The sequence below is a fragment of the Halohasta sp. A2 genome (genome assembly GCF_056175805.1).
Map to the genome: position 1 here is coordinate 62534 of NZ_JAQFWV010000007.1, position 15664 is coordinate 78197.

Here is a 15664-nt window from a genome sequence, read left to right on the forward strand (position 1 = left end):
CAGGTATGACTGTTGCTGACGACGACCTCTCGGACAGCGAACCCGGTCAGGCGGCCGTCGACAGGGCGATCGCCGCTATTGAGGCGGGCGAGGCGGTCGTCTATCCGACCGAAACCGTCTATGGACTGGGTGCGGACGCGACCGACCCCGAGGCCGTCGACCGTGTGTTCGAGATCAAAGACCGGCCGGCTGACAAACCGTTGTCAGTTGCTTTTGCCGACAGTTCGCACGCACAGGAGTTCACTGAGCCGACCGAACGCGAACGATCCTTTATAAATAAGTTCCTCCCAGGTCCGGTGACCGTCATCGTCGACCGCACGCCCGCACTCGCCGACGCACTCACTGGCGGTCGACCGCGAGTGGGAGTACGAATCTCATCCAACGAGACCGCACAGCGACTCTGTCGGGCGGCTGGACCGATCACTGCCACCAGTGCCAACCGAAGCGGCGAGCCGAGCATCACCCGGCCCGCTGACCTTCCCGAGTCGGTTCGACAGGCCGTTGGTGCAATCGTTGACACCGGTGTCACACCGGGCACCGAAAGCACGGTCGTTGACGTCGCGACCGGTGAAATCATCCGCCGGGGCGTGCTTGCTGACGAGATCGAAACGTGGCTCGCTGCCAACCCATCGTCCAATCAAACAGACTGAGAGGTGAGTCGGTCGACGGATTCTCGATGTGTAAACGTACAGCAGTACGTCGGAAAACAACTATCTCTTTTTGAAACGCACAGAAGAGACCGAAGCGAGCAGGGAACGCTATCGTGAAAGTGTGACGATCAGATCGGTCGAAATCCATCCGTCACAGTTGCCCTCTTCGGTAAACACGGTTCGGTTCGGCGAGGCTCGGAGCGCAGAAACACAGGGCGAGCTATCAACGCCACCAGCCTCCTGTGAGTCGCGCGTGTCCGTTACTTCCATGGTCGGACTTAGGTGGGCCTAAACAGATATAGGTTTTGGTTGGCCTAAGACCTACACTGTCGTATAGACTGCCAATGAACTTATATATGTGTGGCACACACTGTCATGGCATGAAGAACGACGAAGAAACCGATGCACAACTGGTCGACTCGACTGCACCGTCTTGGTCACGGATTCCGCGGAAGCTGATCTACGAGACGGTGCTGTGGACCGACCAGCCGAAAGGAAAGTGAGGTTTGATCACCGCAGGCTTATTCACCCGGCGGCCGACTACTGCCTATGAGCGCTTCTCGTGATCGACCTCGGGACCGCGACGAGCTGGCCGCCCAACTCGACGAGCTCGAAGCGACGCTGACCGACCTCCGCCGTGAGCTTCGCTCGGAGCGTCGACAAAGTCGGCCGACACCACCGAGTCTCGGCGAACTCCTCCGGTTTACCGAACAGTACACGATTCCGACGCTGATCGCCCTGCTTGAAGCGACGATTCAGTCGCTGGAACTGTTGCGACGAACCCTCCGTCTCGCCGATCCACAACGCGCGCTCGTCGACGAAACCGAGACCGCGCGTAGCCGACTCGACCAACTCGGCAGCGGCGCAACCGATCAGTTCGTCGGCGTCCTCTCCGAACTCAGAACCGCACTCTCGGAGGCCGAACTGCCGGAAAATCCCGACTCACGCCGACTCCTCGAAGACGCCCAGGACCTCACCAGCGAGATCGAAACGCAGCTCGGTGACGCCGAACAGTCAGTGCGAGACCATCGCGAGCGAACACGCCGGGACGACGGCGACAGCTACCGAGACGACCGCGATGATCGCAGCGTCGAGCGCAACGGACGATCGCAGCGTTCGGATCGACGATCACGAGACCGTGGCGTGATGATCGACGTCAGCGAGGCTGGCGATACGGTCGACGAGACGGACGAAGAGACCGATGAGACAGCCGCCTCGCCCCAGGTCGATGTCGACTCCGAACTCGAATCGATCAAGGAGGAACTCGACCGGACGCGGGACGCGCTCGATGAGGCCGAAGGGGCCGATGAAGACTCGTCGACCGCGGCCGATAGCGGTGACGACACCGAGGATCGTGACGACGAGTCGAGCGATCATACGAGTGATCGATAAGTAGCCGATCGGTTTTCAGTCGACAGTTTATATATCGGTCACAACGCCGACGCGATGTATTGGTCGATATGGTCGACCAGGTCCGAACGGAACGTCCAAAACCCGTCCCACCGATTGGGCTCGTCTTCGAGCGCAACGAGGGCTGCCGGGGCTGGCTCAGACCGACTCGATTCCGACGGAACGAACACCACGAACCACGACTGGCGGTACTCCTCGGTCGTCCCGCGGTGAACGTTCACCGGAAGATCGAACGGCTCGGATCGGTCGTCGACGCCGTAGACGTAGACCTCTGTCTCGCTGTTTCCGATCGTCCGGTAGACGCGCTCGGTGCCCTGCTCGTCGGTCAACCGCGAGAGTCGCTGAACCGACGACCGGAGCGTTCCACCTCCGCTCTCGGCGGCGCGCCGCTCGATAACCCGCGACATTGCAACCAACAGCAGCTTTTCTTTGTCCGACGACGGGTAGCCGCGCACCCGAAACGGTGTCTCGTCGAGCCTTTCGAGCACCGCTGGCATCGAAACCGCCGAGAGTGGCCGCGAACCGGTTTTATAAATGTCCGTGTTCACCATCAGCACCGATTCAAGCAGCTCGTCGACCGTCGACTCGGCGATCACTTCGCCGTTTTCGAGCAGGACGACGATGTCGTTCGCCTCGCTCGAAGCGGTCAGCTCGTCGATGGGGATCGATTGGTTGTCGAACAACGAATCGAGAAGGTCGGCGACGGCGTCCGGCGAGGACCGATTGACGAACGCGAGCGTCCGCTCGGGAGCCGAGAGCGTCTCGAAGAACCCACGAAGGGACTCTGTCATATATTGTGGTATGATCTGACCTATGAAATAGGCTTAGATTACTGATCCGGCCGACACTGGCTTCAGTGCTTGGCGGTCAGTCGATCGGTCGGAACCGATAGCCGTCCCACGACTGGCTTGCGGGCTCGCGGATCCCTGCGCCCGGCTCGCGGAGTTCGTCGACGTAGACCGCTTCGACCTCGTCGCCGATCTCGACCTCGTCGGTCGTCAGTTGGCCGATCGCTCGCACTGGTTCGCCGTGATCGTCCGAGGCCTCGCCCACCTCGAATTCGACGATTGCGAGGTGGTTCGGTTGGCGCACCCCGGGTGGGGTGGCCGTCGACGAGGTCCAGGTGATGATCTCGGCCGTGTACTCGCTGAGGTCGACGGTGTCGACGGGCTCGTTACCGTCCGGCCCGAGCGGATGCGGTGGGTACAGAATGCTTCCGTCGGGGTATTTCGCGGCTTCCATCGGCGGCTGGTTCTCGTCACTCATTGGCTCGCCTCCATGATCGTCGTGATCACACAGTTGCCGAACCCGCCCACGTTACAGGCGAGACCGACATCGGCGTCGACCTGTCGAGGACCGGCCGTTCCTCGAAGCTGGTGGTAGACCTCGTAAATCTGGGCGACGCCGCTCGCACCGAGCGGGTGGCCCTTCGATTTGAGCCCGCCGGAGGTGTTGATCGGCAGTTCACCGTCTCGGTCGGTGACGCCGTTTTCGACGGCTTTCCAGCCGTCTCCTGGTTCGAAAAAGCCGAGTCCCTCTGACTGGAGGAATTCGAGAATCGTAAACATATCGTGGAGTTCGGCCATATCGATGTCCTCGGGGCCAAGTCCGGCCATCTCGTAAGCGATCTCGCCGGAGTCGACAACCCCACCCATTACGGTGGGATCAGCACGCTCGTGGACGACGTGGGTGTCGGTTGCCCCGCCGATGCCGGCGATGGTGACGTAGTTGTCCGTGTACTCCGCGGCAACGGATTCTGGACAGAGCATGAGCGCCGCCGAGCCGTCGGTGATCGGACAGAAATCGTACAGCCGGAGGGGGTCGGCAATGATCGGAGACTCCATGACGGTTTCGAGGTCGACTTCCTTTTGGAACTGGGCATGAGGGTTGTCGACGCCGTTTTTGTGGTTTTTGACCGCAACCTTCGCCAAACTCTCGCGTGGCGCGTCGTGGACGTGAAGATACCGCCGCGCGGTGAGCCCAGCGAACGAGGGGAGTGTGACGCCGTGTTTGTACTCGGCGGGATGAGTCAGCGAAGCGATCACGTCGGTCGCTTCGGCGGTGGTTCGATGGGTCATCCGCTCGCCGCCGATCAGCAAGGTGAGATCCGAGGCTCCGGAGGCGACCGACTGCCAGGCCGCGTAGACGCCCGCCCCGCCCGACGAGCTGGTTTGGTCGATCCGGGCAGTGTACGCCGGGATCGCGTTCAGGTCCTGGGCTACGGCGTTGGCGATTCCGGTCTGGCCTTCGAACTCGCCGCTGGCCATGTTTGATACGTAGAGATGGTCGATTTCTGAGCCGTCGACACCAGCGTCGTCCAGACAGGCGAGTCCGGCCTCGGCCAGCAAATCGCGAATCCACGCCTCGCGCTGGCCGAACTGGGTCATCGAAGCCCCAACAATCGCAACACGTTCCATACGCGAGGGCCGACGGCCAGCCGCTTACCGATTTCCCTTTTCGATACGTGGGCCGTCGATCAGTGACGGGCGAGCGATCTCGGGCGATTTAACAGGGCTTCGGCCCTCCGAGTCGGTATGGATCTCGATCGGACGCTCGCGTACGCTGGGGCGGCGGCATCGCTGCTGTTGGCGGTGTTGCTGTCAGCGCCGTATCTACTGGTCGACGGACAACCGGAGTTACTGACCGCCTACTACAGTGCGGGGCCGGTTGGGGTGGCTGGCGCCATCTTCCTCGCGGTTCTCGGCGTGGTCATCTTCCTGTCGGGCGTTCGCGGGGCAGCCGACCCGATGCTCGCCTCGGGGATCGTACTCGTCGTTGGCGTGGTGATTTTCGTGCTCACCGCCCTGTGGGCACTCACGATGGAACCGACGATCGTCGAGAACATCGTCGACGCCGGCGCAGGCTCGGGGTGGCTGGCCCTTCATCGGTGGGCGAGCCTGGCGGTCAGCGTGATCGTCGCCGGCTCGGCAGCCGGCTACGCCGCCGTCGTCAACGGGTTTCGCTAATCGGACGGACCGAGACGAAAGGCCCTTAAGGTCGACTGGCCTACGATTTTGTGGACTAGGTCGGGCAGTTAGGCCCTGCTCGCAACCCGTAATAGAGTCTTTAGCGGGGACCGAACCGCCGAGTGCGTCGGGTCGACCGACGCAGGCCTCGGACGCCAACGTCGAAACCTCGTCCACCGGGGACAGTGGACCGGTGTCCTCACCCGCAGGGGTGTCAGACACCGGTTTACCGGCGGTAGTGGGTCAGGCGCGGAAGCGAGCAGCCCACCGCTGGACACCCGTCGCTCGTTGGATCGCGGGGTGGAGGAGGCAACCGAGATTCCCTGCGTTCGGAACGCTCGGCAATCTCGGCGCCGTCCACTATTCATACCGTTATCTCGACACACCGAACCGATAGGTTCGATTACCCGGCGACCGTGAGTTACTGTATGCCCACAGACTCAACGGCTTCGGATTCTGCGACGACCTCGATTACGACCGAGTACACCGAAACCGACGGTGAGCGCCGACTCAGCTTCGGTTATAACAACCGGACCGCAACGGTCGCCCAGAACCGCGACGGCTACGCGATGGTCTCGGTGCGAAAACGCGTCGACAGCCCGGAACTCGAACGCTACTACGGCTTCGATATGGCGCTTGACCACGCCGCCGAACTGCTCGGCGTCGACCCTCAGGAGCTCCCGATTCCCGAGGCCGCCGCCGACATGGGTATGTGAGTATTCGGTGATTACTGGTAAGTATAGGGTTGCTACGCGCCGCGAAACAGGAACTGAAGCCGCTTGTTGTCGAGTCCATCTCGCCAGTAGAATCGCGGGGCGAGCGTGAGATACGCGAGTGCCAAAAACAGGAGTGCAAACGCGAACACCTCGCCGTAGTACCCCGACATGCAGATCGCCAGAATCTGGACGACACCCATGACCAGCGCGTCCTGTGCATGGAGGTCGGGATACGTGATCGTCGAGACCATTAACACGGACAGCACGCCGACGAGTCCGACGAGCATCCAGGGTTCGGTGTAGCCTGCCAACACCGCCGCCGCCAGTATCGTCGCCGCCAGTGTCGTCTGCGCACCTTCCGTCTCCTCGGTGCCGATGTCGTAGGCCGTGTACATCCCGAGGCGGGTCACCGCCATCGCCACGAACATCGCCGGAACCACGAACCCGGCCACCAGCACGGCTGGCTCGCCGATCGTCATCCAGCGGTCGATGACGACGGCGACGACGAGTATCGCGGGTGCAACCCCGAACGAGGCCACGTCGGCCAGCGAGTCGAGATACTCGCCAGCATCGGTCCCACCGCGGTACCGGGCGATCACCCCGTCCAGTCCGTCAGCCATTGCGCCCAATAGGATGACTCGCGCAGCGAGTTCGACGTCGATCAGCGCGAGCGCGGCTGCTATAAAGCCGAGTGACGCGTTGGTGATCGTCACGCAATCGGCCAACCCCAATCGCCCGACGAACCGCGGTTTCATATGTCGTGGTTGCGCAGGCAGGCTTTACGTTTTTATATTTACTGGCCGCCGTGGGTGGCCCGGAGTAGCCAAACCGCGCGCCCTATATGTGGCCCGTGCCAAGGATTCCTATGCAGCAGGGGTCAGATCGTCGACGGTTTCTCGCCGGTGTCGGATCGATCGCAACCGCCGGGCTGGCTGGCTGTCTGGGTCTGTTCGAGGCGACCGAGTACGATGTCGGCATGACGGCGACGACGTTCCAGCCCGAAACGCTCACCGTCTCGGCTGGCACGACCGTCGTCTGGAAGAATACGAGTAGTCGGTCTCACACCGTCACTGCCTACGAAAGCGCAATTCCGGACGACGCAGCGTACTTCGCGACCGGAGGATACGAGTCCGAAACCGAGGCCCGTGATGCCTGGAGCGATGGTGGCGATGGGATCATCACGAACAGCCAGACGTTCGAACACACCTTCGAGATTCTTGGCGAGTACGAGTACGTCTGTCTGCCACACGAGAACAGCGCAATGGTCGGGACGATCGAGGTCACCGAGTAGCCGTCGCTCAGTAGCTGATAAAATAAAGCAGGATTGTGTAGAGCCGTTAGTCGTCAGCGATGTCTTCGGCAACGTCGTCAGCGATATCGGATTCGTCGACGTCGACGGCGGTCGCCTCCTCTTCGGCCAGCTCTTCGGGGCGGGCTTCGAGTTCGCACTTCTGGATCTCGACGCGGCGCAGCGGGTAGATCGTCTTCGCTTCGCCGTAGATTGCCGACGACAGGCGGCCTTCGATAACGCTGTCGGCCAGCTCTTCGAAGGTTCGGTCTTCGGCTGCCTCTTTGACGAGGTCGATCATCACGCGACGGATGGCGTGCTCTTGGCTGTTATCTGCCTTTTTCGTGGTGAAGGCGACCGGCTGGAGCTTCACGCGGTAGTCGTCGGTGGTGACGACCGTGATGTTGGCGGCGGCCTTCGACGCGCCGCGACGGACGAGACTTCGCAGGTAATCCCGCGTGAGTTCGTGTTTGATGAACTCCGTATAGGCGGCGTCCGATCCCACGTCGGTGATCTTGAACGTGAGTTTAGTGTTGTTCGCCCCGGCGTCGTTAGTGAGGTCGCCGAGGGTAGTCTCGACCGTCCGGCCGATGACCTGGTTCGGTTCTTCGGCGATGGTTTCGCCGATTTCGGCCCGGTCGAACTGCTCGGGGGCGAAAATCGTGTACCATCGCTTGCCTTGCTTCTTCTTGGTTACTGATCGTTCACTCATAATGTAGTGTATCGTCTGTTGGTTGGTCGGTTGCTGTACTTCTGGCAGCATCGCGGGTCGATCCCTCGACGGCCTCGATGACCGCTGTTGCGACGCTGAGATTTACGACGTAGTCGTCGACTGTCGTCTGCAGTCCACCGGTCGTCTCGCGTTCGATCTCGGTCCGTACCGTCGTGTCGTCGACCGAAGTTGCCATCGAGTCGGTGTTGTCCGGTTCGACCGCGCCCGCGACCCACTCGGCGTGGGTTGGCGTGCCGTGGTCGGTCCGAAGCGTTGCCGTTCGTGGCTGGTCGGTCATTCGAGCGCCTCCCTGATCGCGGCGATGAGGTCGCCGTCCGACACGTCGCCGTCGACCCGGAGAGTTGCACGTGTCGGCGTCCCACCGGCGGTGCCACCGAATTCGGTGGCCACCGTGGCGAACGCGTTAGCGAGACCCTGTGGGTCGTCGGTTTCGGCCGCGGCGGCTGCGTGGCGCAGGCCGTCGACCGGCTTTGCGGTCACGACGAGCGCGACCGGCTCCGGCGAGCGGAACTGCTGGGCGAGCCGGGCGACCGTCGGCAGCGCAGCCGGGCGGTCGGTGTCGACCCGGAGGACGAACACGCCCTCGTAGCGGCCGGTGGTTGGGTCGTCGAGCGCATCGTGGGCGGTACTCGCGTGAGTGCGCCACGTATCGAGCGCGTCGGATTTCACACCGGGTGCACCGAACGCGAGGCTGATCGCCAGCCCCGGTCTCTCGCAAGCGAGCGCGGATAGCACGTCGGCGTAGCCGCCCAGCGTGGCGAACGGGCCGTTCGGGGTGGCGTATGGCCGCAGTGCTGTTTCGACTGCCTCCGCGGCGTTCGGCGTCGACGTCTCGATGGTCGACGTTTCGAGTGCGACAAGCGAGGTGACCCTCGTGTGGGCCTCGTCGTCGAGGTCCGACTGGGTCGAATCGGCTGGCAGATCGAGTGCCGCCAGCAGTGTCTCGGTTTCCTTGGAGTCGCCCGAAAACGGCGCGTCGACCAATGTCGAATGAGCCAGCCCGTCGGCGAGTTCCGCGGTTGGAACCGCAACGCCGGGTCGGCGTTCGAGCTGTCCGGTCTGGTCAGCCCCTTCGAGCAGGCCGCCGCTACCGTCAGCGCCTGGCAGCGAGCCGGCGGCGATCACGCCCGCGAGTGCGAGCAGCCGGTCGGGCTCGACGTCGAGTTCGCGGCTGACTGCGGCGGCGACCACGCTGGCCGGTCGGCTGTCGCCGGTCGGTGGCACCGCGTGGTCGGCAACGTCTCTTCGACCATGGGTTACGAGTACCGTCTGACTGTCATCGTTGACGGGCTCGTCGGGGTCTGTGAGATCGCTGGCAGGGTCAGTCGACACGTGGGTTTGGAACGGCACACCCTGTGCTCGGAGTGCGACTGCGAGCAGGCCTGTCGCGGCGAGCGAATCGCCGTCAGCGTGGCCGTAAAGCCGGACGAACGGCGCGGTCGCTAGCTCTGTGGCCAGGGTCGCGGCGGCATCCGGATCGACGGGTTGGGTGTGTGTCTCCGACATCTGGTTCGTGTTCGAGTTTGTGGGCGAGCGTCTGGTGGGCAGTGTGTCAGTCGATTACTCGAGGAGTTCGACCGCGTTGTCGTAGGTGTACTTGAACTCCTCGTCGAGTTTGTCGCCGCGATAGTAGTTGACCAGGCGGCGAATTTTCGACTCCGTGTTCTGGAGTGCGCGTTTGTTCTGGAAGTCCTGGCCGTTCTCGTCGACGTGCTGGCGGAGGCCGACAGCGCGCTCCATGAGGCTCCGGAGGTCTTCCGGTAGCTCAGGGGCGGCGTCGTGCTCGTCGAGGATCTCGGTGACCTTCTTGCCAGTCGCGAGTTTCACGTTCGGGACGGGCGTGCCTTTGACGCCTTCGTCGCGCAGTTTCAGGCCGATGACGCTGGGGTCGTGGCCATCTTCGGCGAGTTCGACGACTCGGGCTTCGATCTCGTCGGCGTCGACGTCGCTCCACTCCGGGGGTTCGTCTGCCGCCGGGCGGTCCGATCCGGACGAGCCACGGCGACGGGTATGCATTCGTGCCATTGTTGAAATTGGAACGGCACAGGCCGCAAAACGACATGTCTGCCAGTCCCGCGTCAGAGTCGACTGTGAGTCGACCACTAGGGGGCTGGCAGCGCACTGTCGCAATCCCAAGCCCCAACGGGGCGAGTCAGAGTTACGACTGTGCTGTTCCCAAAGAGAGGTGGTCGACGTGGGTGGTTAAGCGTTTTCTATTGTGCTCGGGTTCTCGGTGATTTCTGCAGATCGTCTCTCGCAGTTGGTGGCGCTGGAGAGGCACTTGATTGATACTGTAGTCCCAGAGGTGTGCCGTCGGTTGACTCGGTGTCGACGAGTCGAAGGCCTTAATAAGAGAACCGGGAAAGCATCTGATGCGAACAAGGGCTCGTAGATCAGGGGTAGATCACCCCCCTGGCACGGGGGAGGCCGCGGGTTCAAATCCCGCCGAGTCCACTTTACTTCGTTTTCGCTACGCTCAGACTCGTTCAGTGGACTCGCCTTACTCCCACTCGCTCACTGCGTTCGCTCGCGGGAGTCCCGCCGAGTCCATTCGAACGGATTCAACCGTCTATAGTCGTCCCGCTCGACAGTTGAGGACCGAAACGCCGTAGGTGGTGGCTATTTATATACTAAAGTAGATCCGAGATACTGGAAACTACAAGCAGAACTGAGAGCGCGAGCACCGGAAGGTCTACCCGTCCAAACGCAAGCGGTTGCAGGGTCGGGTTCCACGAGAGACACCGCGCCTGGAGCGCCACAGAGAGGCGGTCGGCCCGCTGAAACGCCCGAGTGAGCCCGCTGGTAGTCAGGGTCGTGATTCGCGCTCGAAGCGGGCGATCAGTGCCGAGACGGGCGGCCTCGGCGTCTCGAATCGAGAGGAGATCCGCTCGGAGTACCGGCAGAAACCGCGCGACGAGTGCGACACCCAGCCCCAACACCTGTCCCGGTCGACCGGGCACCGTGCGCTGGATCGCCGCCCGCGATTCGGTGATCGATGTCGTCCGAACGTACCCTCCACAGACGACCAACACGATGAGGTTTCGCACGCTCGCTAGTGCTGGGTCGATACCATCGGAAACGACGATCCACGGCGGACCCAGCGTGAGCATTGCAACGAGCGGTGCCGCCAGTAGGAACGGGATAACGAACCGGTAGGCCCAGACTACTCGGAGGGGGTTGGTGTTTGCGCCCGCCAGCGCCACCAGCCCCAGTACGCCGAAGCTGGCCAGTCCGCGCGGTGTCGTATGGGCGAACGCAGCCACGGCGAAGCCGAACTGAAACAGGAGTTTGGTCCGGGGGTCGAGTCGGTGGGCCAGTGAGTCACCCGGCTGGTAGGCCAACATCATTACTCCGACTCGGGCGTCGACAACGCTGTCGACTCGACTGTGTGGTCAGTGTCGACGGCTGGTGGTGGAACGTAAACATCGAGTGCCGAGAGTGCCTCGCGGGCGGTCTCGACATCGGTGTCGAACGCGATGGTTCCCTCATCCAGTCCGATCACACGGTCGGCGTCGCACAAAACCCCGCGGAGGTCGTGGGTGACGACGATCACGCTGGTTCCCGACTCGGCGAGGGCGGCCAGTCGCGAGCGGACCGCCCGGCGGGCGGGTTCGTCGAGTCCGGTCAGTGGCTCGTCGAGAACGAGATGGTCGGGCTCCATCGCCAGCGCGCCTGCAATGGCCACCCGCTGGCGTTCGCCACCCGAGAGCTGATCGATACGGTCGGTTTCGTGGCCCGAGAGGCCGACCGCTGCGAGGCTATTCGCGACTCGCTGGTCGATTTCTGACTCGCTGAGTCCGAGGTTCCGTGGGCCAAACGCCACGTCCGCACCGATCGTTGCGGCGACAAACGCGTCCCGTGGCTCTTGAAACACCATCCCCACGGCCTGTCGGGCTGCCACGAGATCCGCATCGACCGAAGTTCCGTTGACGCGGATCTCACCGTCATCGGGCGTTTCGAGCCCGTTGAACTGCCGGACGAGCGTCGTCTTTCCCGAGCCGTTCGGCCCGACCAACAGTACGTACTCGCCGTCGTCGATCCGCACCGAGACACCGTCGACGGCAGTGGTGTCGCCGTACCGACAGACGAGTTCGTGGGCTTCGATCATGGCTCAGACGGCCGCGATCGAGTCGTTTCGGAGAATGCCGATCGCGGCAGCGATTTTGACGGCCTCGAAGGGAACGAACGCGACCGCCGAAACGAGGAAGGCGTCGACGAGACTGACGCTCTGGACGACGGCGAACCCGATCGTTCCCATCGCGTAGACGACGGCTGTGCCGATGACCATCGCGCCGACCAACACGGCGAGACTGACCTCGTTGTAATCTCGGAGCAGCGTGCCGCGGTGGACGACGAGTCCGATGACGCCGGCTGCGATCGGATACGACCAGAGATAGCCCAATGTTGCGCTGCCGAGCAGATGGCCGAGACCGGCTGAGCCACCGGTGAACACCGGGACACCGATCGCGCCGGCTGCGAGGTACAGCGACAGTGCGACCGTGCCCCAGAGCGGGCCGAGCATGATCCCGGAGAGAAACACGCCGAGAATCTGGAGGGTTATCGGCGTCGAGGAGAACGGATGCGGGAACGAGACGTACGAGAAGGCCGCGACGAGCGCCGCAAACAGCGCCGCACGGGCCATATTGCTGATGATCTCACCGTCGATCAGGTCGACTGATTCGGTCGAATTTGCCATACTCTGCGATGTCCGTAAACCCACTTCAAAGTCGTGGTTTACGATATTCTCTTCTTGACATCTCGGGTATAAGGGGAGCTGCTGCATCTCGTGAGGTTCATCGGAGGCTGTCTGTGCAGACAGCTTTTTATATACCGACCCTGTGTCTGGTCTCACTAATGGATGACAAAACCGCGGAACTCCGCGATATCTTCATCGATACGACTGGGTCCGATACCGTCACCGAGAGCCAGTCTGAGTCGCCGGGGTCGCTGACCGATACCGACACAAATGTCACCGACAGACTCGCCGAGTTGATCGGCCGCATGCGAGATCGGTACGAGTTTCGAACGGCGTTCGACGACGAGACACTGCGTCAGGTCGTCCAGTGCTACTTCGCCGACCATTCGGACCGTGAGATCGCCGCCGAGCTAGAAGCTGACCCCACAGACGTGTTCGAGGCGCGGCTGGACCTCCACCTCGTCCGAGAGTCGGACCGTGATGTGTCGTTCGACCTCGACGATCTCCGTCGACTGGTCGTCGAGGACATCCCGCTGGCCGAGCGCGCCGAACGACTCGACATCTCCGAGGAAACCGCTCGCCACTACAGTCGGATCGTCGAGGCCGACCTCCGGTCGACGCGGGCCAACGACCGATTTCGTGACGAGTTCACCGAACTGCTGACTGACTCGGATCTCACGGGACAACTCGCCCGCGACGCCCGCGAAGACGGCCTTCGCGATGCGACCGAAGACATCGAAACTGACGTATCATTTTAACCTTCTTTCTTTTATACTACTCCGGCGAAGGTTCAAATACGAAAACTCCACAACCGGCGGTATGCCGACGTTCAGCGACCTGAGTCGGGCGGCCTACTGTCCCCGACAGCTCTACTACGCCCGCACTGATGACGACCGTGGACCGCCACCCGAAGCCAGCGCCCGCCAAGCGCTCGCCTTTCGATATGACGATCTCCGTGAGGCCGACGACGAGACACTTTCCTCGCTGCCGATCGAGTGTACACCAACCGAGTACCGCCACGCGCTCGATCGGCTGTCGAAACGGACCGACTGGACGAAGCTCTGCCAGCCAGTCGAGCGGGACTACTTCGTCGAAGGGAGGGACTGCCATGGCCGGATTCACAAACTGCTGGCTGGCGATCCACCGGTTCCGTCAGTTGTCTCGCCGGGGACTCCACCCCGAAACGGCGTCTGGGAACACCAAGCCGTCCGTGCGGTTGCCGTGGCCAACGCGCTCGCCTGGGAGCGCGAACGCGAGATACCACGCTCGCTCGTCGAGTACCCCACTGTCGGTGTCGTCCGTGACGTCGACCTGACGTGCCGCCGGACAGCGGTCTACCGCCGCGTGCTGCGCACGGTTCGGTCGCTGGACGGACCGCCAGCGCGGGTCAACGACAGCCGGTGCGACAGCTGCGAGTACCGCACTGACTGTGGCGTGAAGACGCGCTCGCTGAAATCGATGCTTGGATTCTAACTGATCGGTTGGCCTGTATTCGACGAAAGCCGTTCTGCTGACAATCGTGTCTGCGCTGGAGTAGCTGAAAGACGGGAAATCGATCGGGTGCCGAGACGACTCTTAGGGCGTACGGTGGCCTCAACGAGAGCAGCGTAGTGAGCGAGTAGTTATAACTATTTTTTGACGAACGTCAGAAGATCGTCACGCTTGGCGGCATGCAGGTGCGTCGACAGTGTGTCTCGAAGCGCCTGGGTCCGGCCTTTTTTCGCCGTAATCGGTGCGATCGTGTCGTCTTTCCACTGCTGCCACGGTGGAAAGAGTCCGAGGCGATCACACAGCTCGTTCAGGCGTTCATCTCTGTCGTCGACCTTGTCCATCTTGTTGACCGCGACGACCACCGGAATCCCGAGGTCTTCGAGAAAGTGGAACATCTCGACGTCGTGAGGGATGTCACCCCGTTCGCTGTGCCGATCGATGATATCGATCACGCTCTTGCCATCGACGACGAGCACGGCTGCCAGCACGTTGTCGGCGTTGTCTTCGAGATAACGGACGATGTCGGTCTGTATCGCATCCTGATGGTCGCCCTCGACGCCGGACATGAAACCGAATCCAGGCAGATCGGTGAACATGAAGCTCTCGGAGGACCAGTCGAAGTGGTTCGGTTTGCGCGTCACGCCCGGCTTTTTTCCGGTTGGGACCTTGTGGCCAGTGAGCTCGCGCATGATCGTCGACTTGCCGACGTTCGACCGGCCGACGAGAACGATCTCGGCCTCGCGGGCGGGGCGATCTGGGAACATACAGTCAGTAGCGTAGCCAGCCCGTAAACGGCTTGCGTGTGGTCGGCGGTGCGCTCTGGTTCAACAGTGACAGATAACTGGCTGGTAGCGTTTCTGGCGGGCGTCAGTCGGATCGATCGTCTCGCGGACGACCCCACAGCCGACGAGCGCCGACTGGGACTGTGTGCCCTCGTGACAGAGCACGGTGTACAGCAGTTTCGCGCTGGCGGTCGCCTCGGCGACGCAGGCGCGGCCCTCCGAGTGGGTCATCTACCGAGTCGCCAGCAGTTCGTCGAACAGCGCGTCGACGCGGCCTTCGATATCGTCCCGGATCGCTCGCACGGCGTCGAGACCCTGTCCGTCGGGATCGTCGAGATCCCAGTCGCGGCTCTCGCCGTTCCACGCCGCCGGACAGACGCCTTCGGCCGAACAGCCCATCGTGATGACCAGGTCCATCACCCGCAGGTCGTCGGGGGTGACCGCCTTCGGGACGCGATCCGAAAGATCGAACCCCGTTTCGTTCATGACGTCGACGACTTCGGGGTGGACGTGGTCGGCAGGCTGCGTGCCGCCAGTAACGATCTCGATTCGGTCTTCGGCGTCGTGTTCTGCACGGGCTCGTTCGGCGAAGGCGGTTGCCATCTGGCTCCGGCCAGCGTTCTGGACGCAGACGAACGCGATCTTTGTTGCCATACCCGCAACCGGTTGGCCAGAGTCTTTGTAATTCCGATCAGACAATATATACTGCTCAATATCCCTCAGTAGGCATCGGCTACCGGCTTACAAACACTGTTTGTCGGGAAACATTACAGGATATTCGGTCGACGAACGCCTTTATAAATATCTCGGCTCTGCACGTTTATAAACTCCCTTCAGAATGGAGAAAGAGGTGGTCGATTTTTTCCATCAATCCGTCGAGGTCACGGTCTGGCTGATCGCGCACCCACGAGAACATATTGTAAATCGCCTCT

23 protein-coding genes, 1 tRNA gene and 1 other RNA gene are annotated in these 15664 nt (G+C 62.2%); 10 read left to right on the forward strand and 15 right to left on the reverse strand.

Annotation, left to right across the window (positions count from 1 at the left end):
* Window positions 1–5: 5 nt before the first annotated feature.
* Entirely contained in the window at window positions 6–650 is a 645-nt protein-coding gene (locus tag O2S87_RS03830) for an L-threonylcarbamoyladenylate synthase (protein ID WP_475407480.1), read from the forward strand.
* Window positions 651–758: 108 nt separating this feature from the next.
* Here the strand turns inward: O2S87_RS03830 and O2S87_RS03835 are convergent, their stop codons facing one another.
* Window positions 759–920, reverse strand: a complete 162-nt coding sequence (locus O2S87_RS03835) for a hypothetical protein (RefSeq protein ID WP_475407481.1) — start codon at window positions 918–920, stop codon at window positions 759–761.
* 110 nt (window positions 921–1030) lie between these two features.
* Between O2S87_RS03835 and O2S87_RS03840 the strand changes: the two genes are divergently transcribed.
* Both O2S87_RS03840 and O2S87_RS03845 read left to right on the forward strand, forming a co-directional pair.
* Window positions 1031–1153: a hypothetical protein gene (locus O2S87_RS03840; protein WP_475407482.1), complete on the forward strand. Its 123-nt coding sequence runs from the start codon at window positions 1031–1033 to the stop codon at window positions 1151–1153.
* A 46-nt stretch (window positions 1154–1199) separates the two neighbouring features.
* The gene (locus tag O2S87_RS03845) at window positions 1200–2042 is read left to right on the forward strand and encodes a DUF7547 family protein (RefSeq protein ID WP_475407483.1); all 843 of its coding nucleotides are present in this window, start codon (window positions 1200–1202) and stop codon (window positions 2040–2042) included.
* A 38-nt stretch (window positions 2043–2080) separates the two neighbouring features.
* Here the strand turns inward: O2S87_RS03845 and O2S87_RS03850 are convergent, their stop codons facing one another.
* From O2S87_RS03850 to O2S87_RS03860, 3 genes are all read right to left on the reverse strand, one after another.
* Window positions 2081–2851, reverse strand: coding sequence for a DICT sensory domain-containing protein (locus O2S87_RS03850; RefSeq protein WP_475407484.1), 771 nt, complete (start codon window positions 2849–2851; stop codon window positions 2081–2083).
* A 76-nt stretch (window positions 2852–2927) separates the two neighbouring features.
* Window positions 2928–3326 carry a PhlB family protein gene (locus O2S87_RS03855; RefSeq protein WP_475407485.1) on the reverse strand — a complete coding sequence of 133 codons (399 nt, stop codon included), beginning with the start codon at window positions 3324–3326 and terminating at the stop codon, window positions 2928–2930.
* The gene (locus O2S87_RS03860; RefSeq protein WP_475407486.1) at window positions 3323–4477 is read right to left on the reverse strand and encodes a thiolase family protein; all 1155 of its coding nucleotides are present in this window, start codon (window positions 4475–4477) and stop codon (window positions 3323–3325) included. Before O2S87_RS03860 ends, O2S87_RS03855 begins: the two co-directional genes overlap by 4 nt.
* Before the next feature lie 117 nt (window positions 4478–4594).
* On the opposite strand from O2S87_RS03860, the gene O2S87_RS03865 reads away from it, so the two are divergent.
* From O2S87_RS03865 to O2S87_RS03875, 3 genes are all read left to right on the forward strand, one after another.
* On the forward strand, window positions 4595–5026 hold the full coding sequence (locus O2S87_RS03865; RefSeq protein WP_475407487.1) for a DUF7548 family protein: 432 nt from the start codon (window positions 4595–4597) through the stop codon (window positions 5024–5026).
* Between the two features lie 48 nt (window positions 5027–5074).
* Window positions 5075–5389: signal recognition particle sRNA (gene ffs / locus O2S87_RS03870), an RNA gene on the forward strand.
* 65 nt (window positions 5390–5454) lie between these two features.
* Window positions 5455–5742 carry a DUF7111 family protein gene (locus tag O2S87_RS03875; RefSeq protein WP_475407488.1) on the forward strand — a complete coding sequence of 96 codons (288 nt, stop codon included), beginning with the start codon at window positions 5455–5457 and terminating at the stop codon, window positions 5740–5742.
* A gap of 32 nt (window positions 5743–5774) precedes the next feature.
* Here the strand turns inward: O2S87_RS03875 and O2S87_RS03880 are convergent, their stop codons facing one another.
* Window positions 5775–6497 carry a protein sorting system archaetidylserine synthase gene (locus O2S87_RS03880; protein ID WP_475407489.1) on the reverse strand — a complete coding sequence of 241 codons (723 nt, stop codon included), beginning with the start codon at window positions 6495–6497 and terminating at the stop codon, window positions 5775–5777.
* A gap of 110 nt (window positions 6498–6607) precedes the next feature.
* Here O2S87_RS03880 and O2S87_RS03885 point away from each other — a divergent pair, with 110 nt between their 5' ends.
* On the forward strand, window positions 6608–7033 hold the full coding sequence (locus O2S87_RS03885; RefSeq protein WP_475407490.1) for a cupredoxin domain-containing protein: 426 nt from the start codon (window positions 6608–6610) through the stop codon (window positions 7031–7033).
* A 46-nt stretch (window positions 7034–7079) separates the two neighbouring features.
* On the opposite strand, the gene O2S87_RS03890 is transcribed toward O2S87_RS03885, so the two are convergent.
* Genes O2S87_RS03890 through O2S87_RS03905 form a run of 4 tightly spaced genes read right to left on the reverse strand, consistent with a single transcriptional unit; the run spans window position 7080 to window position 9788 of the window.
* The gene (locus tag O2S87_RS03890; RefSeq protein ID WP_475407491.1) at window positions 7080–7742 is read right to left on the reverse strand and encodes a 30S ribosomal protein S3ae; all 663 of its coding nucleotides are present in this window, start codon (window positions 7740–7742) and stop codon (window positions 7080–7082) included.
* Window positions 7735–8040: a KEOPS complex subunit Pcc1 gene (locus O2S87_RS03895; protein ID WP_475407492.1), complete on the reverse strand. Its 306-nt coding sequence runs from the start codon at window positions 8038–8040 to the stop codon at window positions 7735–7737. Before O2S87_RS03895 ends, O2S87_RS03890 begins: the two co-directional genes overlap by 8 nt.
* On the reverse strand, window positions 8037–9269 hold the full coding sequence (locus tag O2S87_RS03900; protein WP_475407493.1) for an exonuclease RecJ: 1233 nt from the start codon (window positions 9267–9269) through the stop codon (window positions 8037–8039). Before O2S87_RS03900 ends, O2S87_RS03895 begins: the two co-directional genes overlap by 4 nt.
* A gap of 54 nt (window positions 9270–9323) precedes the next feature.
* On the reverse strand, window positions 9324–9788 hold the full coding sequence (locus O2S87_RS03905) for a 30S ribosomal protein S15 (RefSeq protein ID WP_475407494.1): 465 nt from the start codon (window positions 9786–9788) through the stop codon (window positions 9324–9326).
* A gap of 357 nt (window positions 9789–10145) precedes the next feature.
* Here O2S87_RS03905 and O2S87_RS03910 point away from each other — a divergent pair.
* Window positions 10146–10217 (forward strand) — tRNA-Ala (locus tag O2S87_RS03910).
* A 176-nt stretch (window positions 10218–10393) separates the two neighbouring features.
* On the opposite strand, the gene O2S87_RS03915 is transcribed toward O2S87_RS03910, so the two are convergent.
* The 3 genes from O2S87_RS03915 to O2S87_RS03925 are packed head-to-tail and all read right to left on the reverse strand — an operon-like array spanning window position 10394 to window position 12459.
* Window positions 10394–11107, reverse strand: a complete 714-nt coding sequence (locus O2S87_RS03915) for an energy-coupling factor transporter transmembrane component T family protein (protein WP_475407504.1) — start codon at window positions 11105–11107, stop codon at window positions 10394–10396.
* Window positions 11108–11109: 2 nt separating this feature from the next.
* A complete protein-coding gene (locus tag O2S87_RS03920) occupies window positions 11110–11871 on the reverse strand; it encodes an energy-coupling factor ABC transporter ATP-binding protein (protein ID WP_475407495.1) in 762 nt (253 codons plus the stop codon).
* A gap of 3 nt (window positions 11872–11874) precedes the next feature.
* Window positions 11875–12459, reverse strand: coding sequence for a biotin transporter BioY (locus tag O2S87_RS03925; RefSeq protein ID WP_475407496.1), 585 nt, complete (start codon window positions 12457–12459; stop codon window positions 11875–11877).
* Window positions 12460–12617: 158 nt separating this feature from the next.
* Between O2S87_RS03925 and O2S87_RS03930 the strand changes: the two genes are divergently transcribed.
* Both O2S87_RS03930 and O2S87_RS03935 read left to right on the forward strand, forming a co-directional pair.
* The gene (locus O2S87_RS03930) at window positions 12618–13217 is read left to right on the forward strand and encodes a conditioned medium-induced protein 4 (protein ID WP_475407497.1); all 600 of its coding nucleotides are present in this window, start codon (window positions 12618–12620) and stop codon (window positions 13215–13217) included.
* Between the two features lie 61 nt (window positions 13218–13278).
* The gene (locus O2S87_RS03935; protein ID WP_475407498.1) at window positions 13279–13932 is read left to right on the forward strand and encodes a hypothetical protein; all 654 of its coding nucleotides are present in this window, start codon (window positions 13279–13281) and stop codon (window positions 13930–13932) included.
* 155 nt (window positions 13933–14087) lie between these two features.
* Here the strand turns inward: O2S87_RS03935 and engB are convergent, their stop codons facing one another.
* The 3 genes from engB to O2S87_RS03950 are packed head-to-tail and all read right to left on the reverse strand — an operon-like array spanning window position 14088 to window position 15386.
* Entirely contained in the window at window positions 14088–14714 is a 627-nt protein-coding gene (gene engB, locus O2S87_RS03940) for a GTP-binding protein EngB (protein WP_475407499.1), read from the reverse strand.
* Window positions 14715–14774: 60 nt separating this feature from the next.
* Window positions 14775–14963 (reverse strand): hypothetical protein, encoded by a 189-nt coding sequence (locus O2S87_RS03945; RefSeq protein WP_475407500.1) that lies wholly within the window; start codon window positions 14961–14963, stop codon window positions 14775–14777.
* Window positions 14964–15386 carry an arsenate-mycothiol transferase ArsC gene (locus O2S87_RS03950; RefSeq protein WP_475407501.1) on the reverse strand — a complete coding sequence of 141 codons (423 nt, stop codon included), beginning with the start codon at window positions 15384–15386 and terminating at the stop codon, window positions 14964–14966.
* Window positions 15387–15664: the final 278 nt, after the last annotated feature.